The organism is Hominimerdicola alba, assembly GCF_900109655.1.
In the GTDB taxonomy this organism is placed as follows: Bacteria; Bacillota; Clostridia; order Oscillospirales; family Ruminococcaceae; genus Hominimerdicola; species Hominimerdicola alba_B.
Window position 1 is genome coordinate 212,589 of the sequence record NZ_FOAT01000004.1, and the last position, 16,487, is coordinate 229,075.

A 16,487-nucleotide genomic window follows, 5' to 3' on the forward strand; every position below is an offset into this window, starting at 1 on the left:
TTGCTTATATTTTTTTATGATCAGCGTCCCAGAAGCTTCCGCTTCATTTCAACAAGATCCATGATATCGATCTTGCCGTCCATGTTGAAATCAGCCTGTGAAAAATCGTTCAGACTGCCTTGTTTTGCAAGATATCTGTGAAGCATATCGGCATCATTTTCATTAAATACACCGCTTCCGTCAACGTCACCGCTTATAGTAACAACAGGGTTTATCACAAAAGCTTTCTTGGCAACAGGCTCAAATACATAATCTGATCCCTGACCGTTGGCATCCACCAGCTTGTAGCTTCCGTCAGCATTGCACTTTATAGTGTAAGTTCCGCTCTTGCCGTTTTCCTCTGTGAGAGTGTATCTGCCGTCGCTGAGACGCTTGACATTGCGGTTTCCTGTCACCTTTCCGTCGGATACTCTGCGGAAACTGTACACGCCATCGTTTACAGCAGGGCAAACAGGAGTTACCGAGAAGAGCTGACAATCGAAAGTATTGTAAGGATACTGGGCGATATTTCCGCCGTTTTCCTTTGACCACTCAAACACATCAAGGGAGCTTTTCGCACCCGAGCACTTGGTAAGGAATGCGTAATATCCGTTGCTTTCAACTACCTTGAACAGCTGATTATCCGCCCCCGTATAGGTCGAAAGTTCAACATTTGTGCCGTCAGCCCCGGTATTGTATGCAACAGAAATGACCTTAGACTCGTCACCCACCGATGCGATCCTGCACCAGCCGCCATCTTCAGCAATGATACGGAACTGCTGTGCAAAGCAGCCGTTCTGATCCCACTGCTGGATATTTGTGCCGTTGGCGGTACTGCCGTTTGGCAGGTCAAGGGAAAGGTTACTGTTCTTATTCACGATGTAATAGCTGACACCAGAAAGCAGATCAGTGCCGCTGACTTTCAATGAAGCGCCCGGTTTTTCATTCGTTACGGAATCAGTATTGTACACAAGATCGTATCCCGCGTTGGTATAATCCCCTGTCCAAGCGCGCTCAGTGCCGCTGAACTGATCGTTCTTTGCACCCCAGACTGTCTGGTTATTACTGCCCACAGCGGTGAAACTCATGACCTTTTTGCCCTTCTCATTCTTTCCTGCGTAGAAATAACCCTTGTAGGTCTTGCCATCGATGACCAGAGTAGCATCGGCGGTAGTTCCACCCTGCTTCCATGTGCCGCTTGCGTCGCCTGAGATAGTTCCGTTTGAATTCAGATATATGGTCTTATAGTTGATGATATTGCCGTTGGTTGCATTTCCGTGATTGATATACTCATACTTTCCGACGATATCACTTTCATTGTATCCGCCCTTTGAAAGCTTATCCCCCGCATATTCAAAGGGAGTAACAACAGGCCAGCCCTCAGCGTTGAAATACATCTGATGAACACGCACCTGATGTATCTCATAGCCGTCATCGAACCTTGCGTGATATACAAGATACCACTGACCGTCATCATCACACAGAACGGAATTGTGACCACAAGCCATGTACGCTTTGTCAAGCGTCGAGAACTTGTAGTTGCCCATCACTTTCAGTCCCACGGAATCAAGGTTTGTGTTGGAATTCAGCACCGCGGGATTTCCTGCGGCATCAACGAAAGGTCCGAGGGGTGACCTTGAACGTGAAACACGCATATTGTATCCGCCCGAGGAAGTCAGACCGCCGTAGGTCGTCCAGAGGTAGTAATACCCTGTATCTGCATTGTATTCGATGAAAGGACCCTCACCGGATTTGCCGTAGCCGCCTGCTATCTTCGTGCCGAAGTAGCTGTCCACCATTCTGCCGTCAGAAGTCTTTCCTGTTTTCGGGTGGATACACTTGCCTGTTTCGGGGTCGATCTCCAGCGTGAAGATACCACCCGACCAGGAACCGTAGGTCATGTACATCTTGCCGTCAGTACCGTAGTATATAGTGGGGTCGATGGCATTAGGGAACAACTGATTATTGAAATCATGATTATTGAACCAGCTGTTATTGTAAGTTACCTCACCACTCGCCATAAGTTCATCTATATTGGTAGATGTATATTTGCGGTTAACGCTCTTGCTTGAACTGTAAACATAGCTGTCAGTGTCGTAAAATCCCGAATATATCAGCGTATCACCAAAGGTATAAGTTCCCTTGATGTTCTTCGACCACGCATAGCAAATAACCGAACGCTTGTAAGTCGAGCTTGTGCAGAAGTACATCACATAAGCGCCGCGGCTTCCGTCAGGACATTTAAAATCGGGATTCCAGATAACATCGGGAGCCCATACGGCAAATCCGCCCTTGCAGTCCTCCAGATCTTCGCCTGACCATGCAAATGCTTTTTTCAGGTTTTCCGAGAGATTGCCAAACTCCACATTGTTTGTACGTGCATAGCCGTTGGAAAAAGTATTCCAGTTCATGAGATCACTTGACTGTGCCGCATCTATATGTGAACCGAATACATAGTACATACCGTTAGTCTTGATGATAGACGGGTCATGTACGGAAACTCTCTGTCCCGCCGCATTTGCGCCGATGCTGCTCATACCCGAGATACTCAGGCTAAGTGCCAACAGAGCTGCGCTGATCCTGCGCTTTTTCATAATTATTCCTCCTTAGTCCTTTGATTAAATTTTCGGATAAATGTATTATTAAATATTATAACATATAATCCGAATGCTGACAATAACATATACGGTCATTTAGCTAACATTTTCGGTCAAAAAACGTCATCGGCAAGACTTGTATTCGTTTATTTTTTTGATTTCATATTTTTTTAATTTAAACAAAAATGCCCCGTTTTGCGCACACAGCACAAAACGGGGCTGATCATGACTAACGGATATCAACCTTGTGATCGTTCATCTTTCTGAGTATTTTATGGTAATACATAGCTTCGTCAGCTTCAAGTATCAGGCTGTCAAGACGTACCTCCTCGGTCAATCGGCTCAATGCTACGCCGATGCTGGCAGTCACTGAATATGGCTTCTGTAATTTGTCCGTATACTTTTTCAACGCCTGATAGAACCGCTCCTTCTTCATATCCAGAACGATATCATCATAGGGTCCGATGCCGATGATGTAGAACTCATCTCCTCCCGCACGTACACAAAGCTCGTGTTCGTCCGTTATCGAAGCTGCCACATCTCCGATAGTTTTGATGGCATCGTCACCCTCCTGATGTCCGAAGTTGTCGTTTATGTATTTCAGACGATCCATATCGATAACGCAGACAAAAAGCTTATCATCGGGAGCGGCATCTCTCCGCATTTTCTCAAACTCACTGTGCATTCCTCTGCGGTTGAGAAGTCCCGTCATCTTATCATGGAATGACATATCCACAAAATGATGCTTTGAGCGCACCATTTCAAGGGCGTTGTTTGCAAATCTAAGCCAGTTGCGGTAAACAAGATTGATCTTTTCCTTTTCCGAAAGCTTTCTTTGCAGCACAGAGTATCCGAGAGTATTATCGCCGAAGTGCATGGGCGAAAAATAATAAACATAGGGAACGTCACTGTCTTCAAACATTCCCGGAAGCATCTCCTTTGTACTGAACACCTTTGCTTCGGTGTTGGAACAAAGATCGCCGCGGCAATCTTTCGATCTGCGCATGACAAGCTTCATTCTGTCGGTATAGCCTTTCTTGTCCTTTTCGTACATATCCAGCCAATCCTCGCACATACACAGGTAAAAATTCTCATAAGGGAAAAGAATGTACGCCGCATCATAGAGATTGCTTATACATTCATCGGGTGTCTGCGATGCAGTCAGCTTTTCAGGTATATAGCTCTCCATTAGCATACCGATGTCGATATTATCACTGAACAGATCCGTTGAGTAGTTTTTTGAGATAAAGTACATGGATGATTTTACCATATCCAGTGTTTTTTCGATATCGGGCTTGCAGCCGCAGCTTTTGCCAAGATGAAGCATATTAGCAAGATCCGGCTTGAATGGTATTATCTCCTTATCGGGTTCGATCTCAGCGGTTATAATGTCAACTGCATCAGCAGCACATTTTGCAAAGTTCGATTCTATAGTGGTGAGGGATATACTGTTAAGGAGCGCTTCATGAGTTGCTTCAAACCCAAACACACGGATATCTTCGGGAACTCTGACATCGTTGACACGAAGTTCCTCCATAAGCCCGAGAGCCATATGATCGCTGGAAGCTATAACAGCATCGGGCATGGATATTTTTCCCGATAATATATCATCAGCCAGTTTCTGACCGCTGAAATACCAGAAATCACCGTAGATGATATGTTCGTCCCTGACCTGTATCCCCAGCTTTGAAAGCTCGTCCAGCATGACAGCAAGGCGTGATTCAGCTTCGGGATTTCCCTTTTGTCCCGTCAGCAGACATATCTCTTTGCAGCCGTGTACATTTACAGCATGGCGGCAGAGTTCACGGAACATAAGGTCATTATCGCTTCTGACCATTCTGATATCACCGATAGGGATACCTACTCCCACCACAGGAGCATCCGTCTGTTCTCTTATCCTTTGGCAGATCATCTCGGCATTCTCGAACCTGTTCTGCAGCACAAGGCTTATTACATCAATAACTATCCCGTCAAATCTTGAAAAATCAGGAAGATCATATATAGTCATCTCGCCCTCAACATATTCTCTGAAAAAGAAATCCGGCGCTGTCATCGCAGAAAATACAGCCACATTGTAACCGTATTTTTCACACTGTTCAAATATACCTGATGCAAGTCTGTTGGCGTGTACCGATTCCGGAACAGCAGTCAGAAAACATATAGTTTTACGTTCGGACATATCATCACCCCTTTCATATCCTGTAAGCCACGGGCATGACCCGATGCTTCACAGAACTATTTACAGCAACTGTTTCTATTAAATAATTATACAGCATAAAGCAATTAATGTCAATATAAAAATTGTGAAAAACTTACATTTCCAGAAAAATATATTTTTTAATTAACGGATATGGTGCACAAAATCACACAGCTTTTTTATCCCTTAATTAAGGATATTCAAGTTATTCGATGATTGTTTACAAATATAAAAGTCTACTACTTGTATAATCTATTGACAAAGCTGTAAAAATTCGGTATAATATACACGCAGTTCAAACTGCAACTAGTTTTGAAGAGTAAAATTACGTTCGTTAAGTGTTGACTGAACGGGGAGTTGTCAGTCAAACGAAAAGCCGTGCAGATGATCTGCGGGCTTGCGGTTCGTATTTTGCATCCCGCTTCATAGGACAATAGACAAAAGACTCATGGCAGTATATCTGCCTATACGCCTTCTTTTCTGTCGTATGATGTGGAAAAGGAGGTTATTTTTATGCAGACAAACAATTCAGCAGCAAGAAACAACATCAGGGTATTCGGAACTGTAGCTGTTATGACAGCTTCGGCGATACTCGCAACCCTCAGTATCATACTGGGCAAGTTTCTCTCTATACCTGTGGGAAACAGCATACGCATAGGATTTGAGAATCTTCCTATCGTAATTGCATCTATCTTCTTCGGTCCTGTGATAGGCGCGACAACAGCAGTCGTTGCGGATATCGTAGGCTGTATACTTCACTGTTATGCTATCAATCCCATAATAACTCTGGGCGCACTGTGCATCGGTCTTATCTCGGGTTTGGTTTACGGACAGATAGCTAAAAATGACGCAGAATACATAAGCACAGACAGAGGAATGCACTGGGTCAAGATATTCATAAGCGTTATCTCAGCTTATGCTGTCGGTTCAATGGTCATAAAGTCGCTGGGACTGTATATTGCATACGGTACACCTCTCCAGACCATAGTTTTCCGTGTTATCACCGCATCTATCAGTGCAGTTGTCGATACGACAATAATCTGGGGACTTATACAGAATAAAGGTCTTATGAGAACACTGGGCAGGATAACAAAGCGATGATGTACGAAGAAGCACTTGATTATTTGAAGACCGCTGCTTCACGTGGCAGTGTACTGGGGCTTGAACGTATAAAAGAACTCCTGCGTCTGCTTGGCGAACCTCAGGAAAAGCTGAAGATAGTACATATCTCAGGAACCAACGGAAAGGGCTCGTTTGTAGCCATGCTGTCATCGGTACTGCGTAGTTCGGGATACAGGACAGGCAGTTTCTGCTCACCTGCAATGACAGGCGTTACCGACAGCTATCGTATAAACGGCGCTGAGATCTCAAAAGAACGCTTTTCCAAGCTTATCGCCACTATCAAACCAATTGCAGAATCAATGGCTGAAAAGCCCACCGAGTTTGAAGTCATAGCGGCGGCGGCATATCTGCTTTTTGTGGAAGAAGGCTGTGATATCGCTGTGGTTGAATGCGGCATGGGCGGCGACGGCGATGCTACCAATCTTATGAGCGCTCCCCTGCTGTCCGTCATAACCAATGTTGCCCTTGACCACTGCGGATTTCTTGGCAATACCATCGCCGAGATTGCAGGACACAAAGCCGGTATAATCAAACGTGGCTGTCCCGTTTATTTCGGCGGAAGTGACAGCGATGCACTCGCTGTGATATCAAAGCACGCGGAACAGCTTGGCGCACCTCTCACACTATTTGATGACAGCCCGCTTTCAGACATAAAATACAGCCTTGATGGTATATCTTTCAACTGGAACGGAGAACGTTTCAGCGTACCACTGTGCGGCACATATCAGCGCGATAACATCGTCAACATTATGCGCTGTGTAGATATACTGCGAAATTCAGGCTTGATGATCAGCACAGACAGCCTGCGCAGAGGTCTTGCGGAGACAGTATGGAAGGGCAGGTTTGAGGTAATGCGCCGCGATCCTTATATTGTATTCGACGGTGCCCACAACCCCGATGGCATCGCTCGTGCGGCAGAAAGTATTGAAATGTACTTTCCCGACAAGGTAGTTCTGCTTATAGGCGTTATGGCGGATAAGGACTACAAACTGTATACGGATATGCTGGGCAGGTTCATAGACAAAGTCTTCACCGTGACTCCCGACAACCCCAGAGCGCTGGATAGTGCCGCACTTGCCGATGTATTTTCTGAAAAAGGCATACCCGCCGAAAGCTTTGAAAAGCTTCCCGACGGTGTATCAGCTGCATACAGTTACGCCAAAGAAAAGGGTTTGCCTATGATGGCGCTTGGCTCGCTGTATATGTACCGCGAATTCAAGGAAGCTATGGGGCTTATCCCCGGTTAATAAGTTTTCACACATAAACAAAAGATCATCGGAGCTGATATTCCGATGATCTTTTTTATCTGCTGAAGACCAACACAAATGTTCCACGTGGAACATTTGTACCACAGCCAAAGCAACACAAGAAAAGTATCCCCTGTCACAGTGACAGAGGATACTTTTTCGGGGAAATGTTAATTTAGCTGAGACTCCAACTATCTACAGTTGCGTTGTTGTTGAATACGAAGTAGAGATCATTCTTGCCACTGAGGTTTATAACAGGAACAGTTATCTCCTGCATGGAAGAACCTGCGGGTATCTCTACATATGTAACAGCTGTTCCGCTTGCACTGCCTGTGCATACCTTTACGATACAGCCTGTGCTGGAAGAAGCCTTGATCGTCAGGTTCTGAGGATCACTTCCGCAGTCAACACCCTGAACGCGGTACCAGCTTCCCTTCTTAGCCTGTACCATAGAAGAAGCTCCGCTGCCGCTGATGGTGATGCCGCCCTGATGCGAGAATGTAGCTGCACGCTGAGTCTTGTATGGATCAAAGGACTTGATCTGGCTCAAACCCTTCTTAGTGCCTGTAACAGCCTGTATAGTACCATCGGAATTGATGTTCACCTTGTCGATATGAGTGCTGCGGTATCCGCCCTTGAGTCCCATGCTGTCCTGTAAGTACTGTGCATGGTATGTCAGGTACCACTGATTGTTGAACTTGAAGAATGTGTGGTGGTTGTTTCCGCCTGTGCCGAAGAATGTACCTATGCCCTTGAATGCTTCGCCCTTGTAGGTGAAGGGGCCGAGAGGACTGCTGCTGACCATGTAGTTGATAGCGCCGCCTGTCAGACCATACTGATTTCCGCCGGTGTTGAAATTGGAGCAGTAGCTGTAATAGTACTTGCCGTTGAACTTGTGTATACCGCTGTCCTCAAAGAGATAAGGTGCATCGATGGCCTGAGGTGTACCAACGATAGAAGTCATATTATCGCCGAGCTTTACGCATCTTGCAGTCTTAGGATGAGCGTACTGTGAGTTTGGAACACCGCCGCCGAAGTACAGGTAGCCTGTGCCGTCGTCATCGACCAGTACAGCGGGGTCAAACAGCCATTCAACGTTGCCGCAGTTAGGAGTCTGACGGGAGATCAGTGCCTTGCCGATAGGATCTTTCCAGGGACCTGTGGGGCTGTCAGCTTCCAGTACAGCTATTCCGTTGCCGCCGTTTGCGAAGTACAGGAAGAACTTCTCCTTGCCGTTGATCTTCTTATGGCAGGCAGTAGGTGCCCAGGAATTTCCGCCCCATTTGCAGAGACCGTTAGAACCTGCTGCATTGATGAGGCCGTGATCTGTCCAGTTTACAAGGTCATCGGAAGAAATGCATCTCAGGCAGTTTATGGAACTGTACTCAATGTCCTTGACCTTGCCGTTGCTGTACAGCAGATGGTCATCTGTCATAAAGATGTATACTCTGCCGTTGTATTCCATTACTCCGGGATCTGCGCCGAAATACTGGGATATCAGAGGATTGTTCTCGTTATCCTTCTTGTAGCATCTCTCAAGATTTACATTGCCGAACTTGCCTGCCATCTCTGTGAGATCCATCTTAAATACTGTCGGGAACTTGTCTATCTTACCCATGATATAATCCTGAAGTGCGTTGATATCATCGTTGTTTACCTCACCGCTCTTGTCAACATCGGCAGCCTTTTCAGCATTCTTATCCTCGAATCCTCTTATCAAGCCGCGCTTAGCAAGAATAAGATCCATAACATCTATATCGCCGTCGAAATTGACATCGCCTCTGCCGTCACGCTTGGGCTTTGAGGTGCTACCTGAACCGCCTACACTTACTACCTTTGCTTCGTCAATATAGAAATTGCCTGTAACATCTACAGTCTCAACATAGAGTACCATGTCGCTTGCGTCATTGGGAAGCTGGAAGCTTGGGTTTGAAAGCTCCATCCACTGTCCGCGGGAAGCTGTGCCTTGCGCTATGTGAGCGTAGTTTACAGTACCTGTCGAATCGGTATACTGAAGTGAAAGCATGAATGTCTGCTGGCTTTCACCTTCCTCGTAATCTACGTGTATGCTGAAGCTATAGCTCTGACCGGGTATGAAGTACGAAGTATCAAGAGTCTTCTGAAGACCCTGCCATGCGCTGGTACGGTCTTTTATAAGAAGTGCGTTAGTTCCTGCATAAGGATGTCTGCCGCTGAGCGTTAACTCGCCTGAACCTCTTACCTCCCAGTTATCACTGCTGTCCTCAAAGGTATCATAGTAATAATAGCTATCCTCGGCGTTTGCTTTGATAGCAACATCTGCCGGCAATGCTGATTGTGTAAAAAGCATAGCTCCCGCTAAAGCCGCGGTAGTCAGCTTTTTAACATTCGAGCTGATTTTCATGTCAATTCCCCCTCCGAATATGTATAAAAACAATTAAGAATCCCGTCACCAAATTGGCACATATTCTATTTTGTTATTTAATTATACTAAATTCATTTAAATCGGTCAACTCACATTATGAACATTTGACGTAAAATGTGGACATTATTTTGTTCAATTTTTTATTATTTTTATCAAAAATTAAATGTTATCACACATAACAAAACATCTTAAAAACTCCGTAACAGCTGAGTTATCCTCACTTTCATGATACACCGCGATGATAATATCTACAAATGTTAATATCTTAATATCGCATCCAATACTATTTGGAAAAAATTGTCATCAAGCTAAAAAACCTAAAGATGACAGCAGTTTTAATACTCTTTCAGGATTTAACCTATTACAGCATTTATCCTACGCTGTTTTTGAAACCGATTTCAACAAAGTCACGAAAATATAAAGCAGATATAGGTCAATTCGCGGAAAAATCTTTTTACTTATTGACAATCTTCTTATAATATTGTATAATATCACCATATTAAACTGTCTGCATTGTGTTCTGACAGGCAGATGGAGAGGGGAATGTATTTTATGTTGAAAAAAATCATCTCAGGGCTGACCGCTGCAGCATCTGCCTGCACGATAGTCCTCGCTCCGGTTTCGGGCATAGCCGAAAAAAGTGCGGCTATTATCACCGCGAGCGCAGCAACTCCCGATTCTTATCACGATGACTGGCTTCACGTAAACGAAAATGCCGAAGTCGTTGATATGAACGGAAATCCCGTATGGATGACCGGTGTAAACTGGTTCGGTTATAACGTAGGAAGCCAGGTATTTGACGGCGTATGGAGCATCAATATGCATCAGGCGCTCAACGAGATAGCTGACCACGGCTTCAATCTGCTCCGTGTGCCCATGTCCACTGAGATACTTCTGCAGTGGAAGAACGGCAAGCCCGATCCTATCATCAAGATAAACGAGTGGAAAAACCCCGAGCTTACCATTGACGGTCAAGTGGGTGGCAAGCCGATGTACAGCTTTGATATATGGAACAAGGCTGTGGAATGGTGCAGAGAGAACGGCATCAAGATAATGATGGATATCCACTGCGCTACCACGAACGCTGCAGGTCATAACTACGCCCTGTGGTATGATGACAAATACAGTGAGCAGGACTGGCTGGATGCACTGGCATGGTTTTCTGACTACTACAAGGATGACGATACCGTTATCGCTATCGACCTCAAGAACGAGCCTCACGGCAAAAAGGATGACGGCATCTTCGCTAAGTGGGACGGTTCCAAAGATGCAAACAACTGGCGTTATGCCGCTGAAAAGGGCGCTAAAGCCTGCCTCGACAAGAACCCGAACCTGCTTATAATGGTAGAGGGTATCGAGTGCTATCCCAAGTTTGAAAAGGGCTTCGACTGGAATTCAAATTCCACCGATTATGCTCATTACGGCGACCCTGATTATCAGCCTTACCATGGCGCTTGGTGGGGCGGCAACTTCCGCGGTGCAAGAGATTATCCCGTAAACCTCGGCAAATATCAGAGCCAGCTGGTTTACTCACCCCATGACTACGGCCCTCTGGTTTATGAGCAGTCATGGTTCCACCTGCAGGGCAAGGGTCCCAACTACACAAGCTATAAGTTCGACAGAGAATCTCTGCTGAAAGAATACTGGTATGATTCATGGGCATTCCTGGTAGAAGAGAAGATTTCTCCTCTGCTGATGGGCGAATGGGGCGGACGTATCGACAAGGAGAATGACCCCTCAGGTGCAAACAAACACTGGATGGAAGAGCTTCGTGATTATATGATCGAAAAGCGCATCCACCACACATTCTGGTGCTTCAACGAGAATTCCAGCGATACAGGCGGACTTATCGCCAGCGACTGCAACTGGGATCACTGGGACGAAGAAAAGTATGAGTTCGTTAAGCCTTCGCTGTGGCAGGACGAAAAGGGTAAGTTCATCAGCCTTGACCACAAGATAAAGCTGGGTCAGTCCGGAAATGGTATATCACTCAGTGATTATTATTCCACTTCACATTCTGATCCTGATCCCGACCCCAAGCCTCAGAATAATGATTATCCTAAGAACATTAAGGTCAATTACAGCGCTCAGTATCATCAGGTACAGTTTATGTGGGATAAGGTACAGGGTGCTGACAAGTACGGTATCGCTGTTTACCTTGCAGGTAAGTGGAGAGTTCAGACTTCCAACATCACGACCAACAACTACGTAACTCCCAAGAACCTGACTCCCGGCATGACCTACAAGGTTGCTGTTGCCGCAAGAGTCAACGGTAAGTGGAACACGACCGATCCTATCAAGAACGCTATCACTGTTACTATTAAGTAATATAATTCACAGAACCTATAACGGCAGTTTCTTCGGAAGCTGCCGTTTTCTTCTGTATAAAAAACACCGCCCGTACCATAAAAAGCACGGACGGTGATATTATTAATAAGCGTTCGCCAACAGAACAAAATTATTTGCTCTTGGCTTTCTTATCCAGAATAGCACTTTTAAGTGCACCTGTTGGGTCTTTCACCAGTAAAACTATGACCCAGATTACCAGAGCCAGTGCGATGACCGACAGACCAAGGAAAGTATCATTCAGCATATCAGCCGCAGCAGGCTGAAAGTATTCAGCGCCGCTTTCAAGATATTCGACCACTGCATCTACGAGCCACATCAGTGATGCGCCCCAGAACATATACAGCAGAACGCCTGTTTTCAGCTTTCTTGCCTTTTCGCTTGAATACCAGATAACTGTGGATACCACAGCCGCAATTACAGTAATAAGAAGTGTCATGCAGTTGCACCCGCTTTCTTTTCGGATTTATTAACGGAAGCTGTTATCTTATTTGATGCTATCACCAGACCAGCCCATACAGCGGTAACAAGTATCGCCATGGCAGAACCCGATGTCGCCATTTCGTGAAGCATTTCCGCGGTATCAGCGGGATCATTCGCCGCTGTCAGGAAGGGAAAGAACGGTGTTACTTCACCGTGCCAAACGTGCTCAAAAGCAAGCAGTCCCGAGCCGCCCCAAAGCATACCGTTGAGCCATTTCAGCTTATCGGCAAAGCTGAGCTTCATCTCACCGCTGTTTTTATTATCAGCGCTCTCCTTTTTCGCTGCCACTTTCTGTATAACAGTTGTAACTATCGCCTCTGTTGCAGGCACTATAAAACAAGCCATTTTTATTCCTCCAAATTATTTATCCCAGCCAAGCGCTTTTCTCTTGGCTTTCATATCAGCAACTATCTTTTCGCCCAGCTTGACGGGGTCGGTGTCAACATTCATGGACGAACCGAGAGTCTCCAGTGTACCGTATTTCAGGAACTCGATAACGTTCTTCGAGCCGTATATCTGAGCTTCAACGCAGTGATAGGAGCTTATACCGTTGAGTCTGAATCCCAGCGACGCATCTACGCCCTTTTCGTTGCCCCATTCGGGCGATGAAAATGCAAAAGGCATCTCATACATCTTATGGCCCAGCGCACCTGCAACTCCTGCAAATATTCCCGATGAACGTGTATTATCGATACATTCTCCCACGTGCCATACAGGGGGCAGATCGGGTTCAAGAAATTCTCTCAGGCTCTCCCCTGCTTTTTCCTTGCCCGATACAGCACAGTATCCCAGCTTCATCAGCGGGAAAGAAGCACAGCCGTTGGAGATTATCAGAACATTGTTTTTCAGCAGAACATCAGCCACATCTACAATGCACTTTTCGTACAGCACCTTGGGATTGTTACAGCCAACCATATTCACGATACCCAGTATCCTGCCGTCCTTGATAGCTTCTGCAAGGGGCTTCATGCTTCCGAAACGTCTGTGGATATACTCCACCGAGAAACCGACTTCGGCTTCCACCTCGTATGGCGGTATGTAAACGGGTATGCCCTTTCTGGCTTCAAAGCTTTCGATGGCACGGCGGACGATCTTCTCAGCGAGCGCCTTTGTCTCGCCGATATTTGAATGGTGATGATCGTATTCGTAGCGTTCAGCACCCGGAAGTCTTGCAGATTCGCTGGTGGTAACGACGGTAGTCTTGAAGCAGTGTGCAACTTCCATAATGGAGGGGAATACGTCCTGAACATCGGCAACCCAGAGATCAAGAGCGCCTGTTCCAAGTACCAGTTCGGCGGATACAGCATTTGAAAGTGGTATGACACCCGCGTATCTGTACATAGCCGAAAGTCCCGAACAGCATATGCCGTAAAAGCGTATGCCCTTTGCGCCTGCCTTTTTGGCAAGTTCTATCAGGTCTTCACGCTTTCCTGCTTCAACTATCTGGCTGACAAGCAGAGGCAGATGACCGTGTACCGCGATGTTTACATAACCCTTTTCAAGAGCGCCGATATTTACCTTTGAAGTAACTCTGTCGCCAACACCGAACAAGCTGTCCGTCGCGATAGAAGCACCCACAACTCCCGAGAATGTGAAAGCAAGACCGCATCTCAAAAACTGCTGCATAACCGACTTCCAATCACCGTCAGTAGCACATCCCGATTTATGATATGCCTCAAACACCTCGTGGTACGCACTTATGGGCAGTATATCCAGGTCTTTCCAGACTTCCTGTCTTTCGGGAACAGCACAGGCTGAAATAGTCTTGTACTCACCCGGCACCGATCTGGACATATCTTCAAGAAGTGCATCGGCAAGATCTTTGGCAACATTTTTCAGCTGACGATTCTTCTGCTTGATGCCGAAAGCTTCAGCAGTGGAGCGTATTTTCTGCTCGCCAAGTATCGGAACATCAAGCTTGCCCTCTGCCGCCCATTTCAGTGCAAGCATTACTTCTCTCGCGTGCATACCGTGCTGTGCAGCACCTGCCGCAGCGGAACGAAGCAGATTTCTGGCAACGATGAGATCAGCATCAGCACCGCAGATACCCTTTGGGGATTTCGCAGTTATACGGCATGGTCCCATATTGCATATCTTACAGCATATGCCTGCCAGACCGAAATTACACTGGGGTTTCTGCTTATCAAAGCGGTCGAACGCAGTATCTATACCAAGCTGTTCCATGCGCAGCAGCATTTCCCTTACAGCAGGGTCGGGGGTCTGATCGATGACGTCCTGCTTGCTGGGAAAAGTCTTTTTATATTCTGTAACCGCATTCATATAATCCCTGATGAATGCCTGCGGATCATCAGCTTCGCCCTCGCCGTGGCTTGCCTTCAATATCACAGTAGGGATACCGTGTTCATCAAATCCGATGATATTTCTGTGTGAATGGATATGCGCAGGCGAATGATGGTCGTGCTCATGTTCGTGATGATGCTCATGTTCATGATCATGACAGTGATTATGTATTTTCTCGCTCATAATACCAGCCTCTCGTAATAATTCTCAAATACATATTATATCACAATAGTATGATTTATTCAATTCTTGGTCGGTCAATAAATACACCATAAATCAGATATAATACTCTATATATTCGTCGGTCTTCATATTGAAAAGTTCAAATATGCGGTCACGGACGTATAAAAAGTTCTCGCCTGTCCTGTTGCGGTGTTCGCCCAGTGGAACCTTAACGATGCTCTTTATCCTGCCGGGGTCAGCCATCATCACAACTATCCTGTCAGCCAGAAATACCGCTTCTTCGATATCGTGGGTAACAAAAATTATAGTCTTTTTCTCTTCGTGGGAAATCCTGAGGATATCTTCCTGAAGTTTCATTCTTGTAATAGCGTCAAGTGCGCCGAAGGGTTCATCCATAAAGATGATATCAGGGTCTACCGCCAGACCTCTTGCGATAGCCACTCTCTGCTGCTGACCGCCCGAAAGCTGCTTAGGATAGCGCTTTTCATACCCGCTGAGCCCCACCAGTTCCAGATACTTCTGTGCGATGGCAGCACGTTCAGATTTGGGAACTTTTTTGGACTCAAGTCCCAGTTCAACATTTTTCTGAACATTTCTCCAAGGTAGAAGTCCGTAGTTCTGGAAAATTGTTATATTGTTTATAGATGGCGCAGATACTTCTTTGCCGTCTATCTTGACACTTCCGCTGTTGACCTTTTCAAAACCTGCGAGGGCATTCAGCAGTGTGCTTTTTCCGCAACCCGAAGGTCCCAGCAGGCAGATGAACTCACCTTTTTCGATATCAAGAGATACATTATCAAGGGCAACGAACTCTTTGCCGTCCTGAACATAATTCTTGCAGGCATCTTTGACCTCAATATACATCACGCAGCACCTCCCCAAGATTTAAGTATCAGCTTTTCAATGAGTTTCAGCAGACCATCAAGCAGTATACCGATGATACCGATAACAAGTATCGTTGCAAGCAGTATATCCGCGCGGATATTGTTTCTCGCGTCGATTATCTGATAGCCGAGACCCGACTGTGCGCCCACCATCTCGCCTGCAACAAGGAATATCCATGCTGTTCCCAGCGCAAGATGGATACCGTTTGCGATCTGGGGAAAAGCCGCAGGGAAAATAACTTTCCAAGTCAGCGCAGGCTGTTTTATGCCGAAATTCTTAGAAACTTTCAGGTATACGGGATCGATATTTCCCACCGCCGATACCGTTGACAGCAAAACAGGGAAAAATGCCGCAATAAATATGATAACGATAGCAGGAACATCACCGATACCGAACAGCAGGACGATAAATGGCATCCACGCTGTAGGTGAGATAGGTCTCAAAAGCTGCACCGCAGGATTGATATACTGAAAAAGCTTTGGTATCCTGCCAAGTATCAAACCCAGTACCACAGCAACGATCACCGAGCTGAAATATCCCGTAACAAAGCGGTACATACTCGTTCTTATATTCTCAAACAGTTTTCCGTTCTCTATCAGTTCTACCAGAGCATCAAATGCCATTTTAGGCGACGGGAACAATGCCTTGTCGTAACTGCTGACAGTGAACAGCAGCTGCCATATCAATATCAGTATCGAGACCGATATAATTACATTTTTCAGAGAGAGTAATTTTTTCAAGTT

11 protein-coding genes and 1 riboswitch are annotated in these 16,487 nt (G+C 45.9%); of the genes, 3 read left to right on the forward strand and 8 right to left on the reverse strand.

Annotated elements, in window-relative coordinates:
* Positions 1-20 precede the first annotated feature (20 nt).
* Both BMY75_RS06830 and BMY75_RS06835 read right to left on the reverse strand, forming a co-directional pair.
* Positions 21-2,573, reverse strand: a complete 2,553-nt coding sequence (locus BMY75_RS06830; protein WP_074831587.1) for a family 43 glycosylhydrolase — start codon at positions 2,571-2,573, stop codon at positions 21-23.
* Between the two features lie 232 nt (positions 2,574-2,805).
* Positions 2,806-4,755, reverse strand: a complete 1,950-nt coding sequence (locus tag BMY75_RS06835) for a GGDEF domain-containing protein (protein ID WP_074831590.1) — start codon at positions 4,753-4,755, stop codon at positions 2,806-2,808.
* A 331-nt stretch (positions 4,756-5,086) separates the two neighbouring features.
* Positions 5,087-5,199, forward strand: a riboswitch (THF riboswitch).
* Positions 5,200-5,286: 87 nt separating this feature from the next.
* On the opposite strand from BMY75_RS06835, the gene BMY75_RS06840 reads away from it, so the two are divergent.
* Positions 5,287-5,874 (forward strand): folate family ECF transporter S component, encoded by a 588-nt coding sequence (locus BMY75_RS06840; RefSeq protein ID WP_074831593.1) that lies wholly within the window; start codon positions 5,287-5,289, stop codon positions 5,872-5,874.
* Positions 5,871-7,142 carry a bifunctional folylpolyglutamate synthase/dihydrofolate synthase gene (locus BMY75_RS06845; protein WP_074831596.1) on the forward strand — a complete coding sequence of 424 codons (1,272 nt, stop codon included), beginning with the start codon at positions 5,871-5,873 and terminating at the stop codon, positions 7,140-7,142. Before BMY75_RS06840 ends, BMY75_RS06845 begins: the two co-directional genes overlap by 4 nt.
* Before the next feature lie 175 nt (positions 7,143-7,317).
* On the opposite strand, the gene BMY75_RS06850 is transcribed toward BMY75_RS06845, so the two are convergent.
* Positions 7,318-9,525 (reverse strand): family 43 glycosylhydrolase, encoded by a 2,208-nt coding sequence (locus tag BMY75_RS06850; protein WP_074831599.1) that lies wholly within the window; start codon positions 9,523-9,525, stop codon positions 7,318-7,320.
* Positions 9,526-10,098: 573 nt separating this feature from the next.
* Here BMY75_RS06850 and BMY75_RS06855 point away from each other — a divergent pair.
* On the forward strand, positions 10,099-11,874 hold the full coding sequence (locus BMY75_RS06855) for a glycoside hydrolase family 5 protein (protein WP_074831707.1): 1,776 nt from the start codon (positions 10,099-10,101) through the stop codon (positions 11,872-11,874).
* 130 nt (positions 11,875-12,004) lie between these two features.
* On the opposite strand, the gene BMY75_RS06860 is transcribed toward BMY75_RS06855, so the two are convergent.
* The 5 genes from BMY75_RS06860 to BMY75_RS06880 all read right to left on the reverse strand — a co-directional run bounded on the left by BMY75_RS06860 (position 12,005) and on the right by BMY75_RS06880 (position 16,484).
* Complete coding sequence (locus tag BMY75_RS06860) at positions 12,005-12,331, reverse strand: hypothetical protein (protein ID WP_074831602.1); 327 nt, start codon at positions 12,329-12,331, stop codon at positions 12,005-12,007.
* Entirely contained in the window at positions 12,328-12,720 is a 393-nt protein-coding gene (locus tag BMY75_RS06865) for a hypothetical protein (RefSeq protein ID WP_074831604.1), read from the reverse strand. The genes BMY75_RS06860 and BMY75_RS06865 overlap by 4 nt, the downstream gene beginning before the upstream one ends.
* 15 nt (positions 12,721-12,735) lie before the next feature.
* Entirely contained in the window at positions 12,736-14,859 is a 2,124-nt protein-coding gene (cooS, locus tag BMY75_RS06870; protein ID WP_074831607.1) for an anaerobic carbon-monoxide dehydrogenase catalytic subunit, read from the reverse strand.
* Between the two features lie 93 nt (positions 14,860-14,952).
* Positions 14,953-15,723, reverse strand: coding sequence for an ABC transporter ATP-binding protein (locus BMY75_RS06875; RefSeq protein WP_074831610.1), 771 nt, complete (start codon positions 15,721-15,723; stop codon positions 14,953-14,955).
* A complete protein-coding gene (locus tag BMY75_RS06880; protein WP_074831613.1) occupies positions 15,723-16,484 on the reverse strand; it encodes an ABC transporter permease in 762 nt (253 codons plus the stop codon). The genes BMY75_RS06875 and BMY75_RS06880 overlap by 1 nt, the downstream gene beginning before the upstream one ends.
* Positions 16,485-16,487 lie beyond the last annotated feature (3 nt).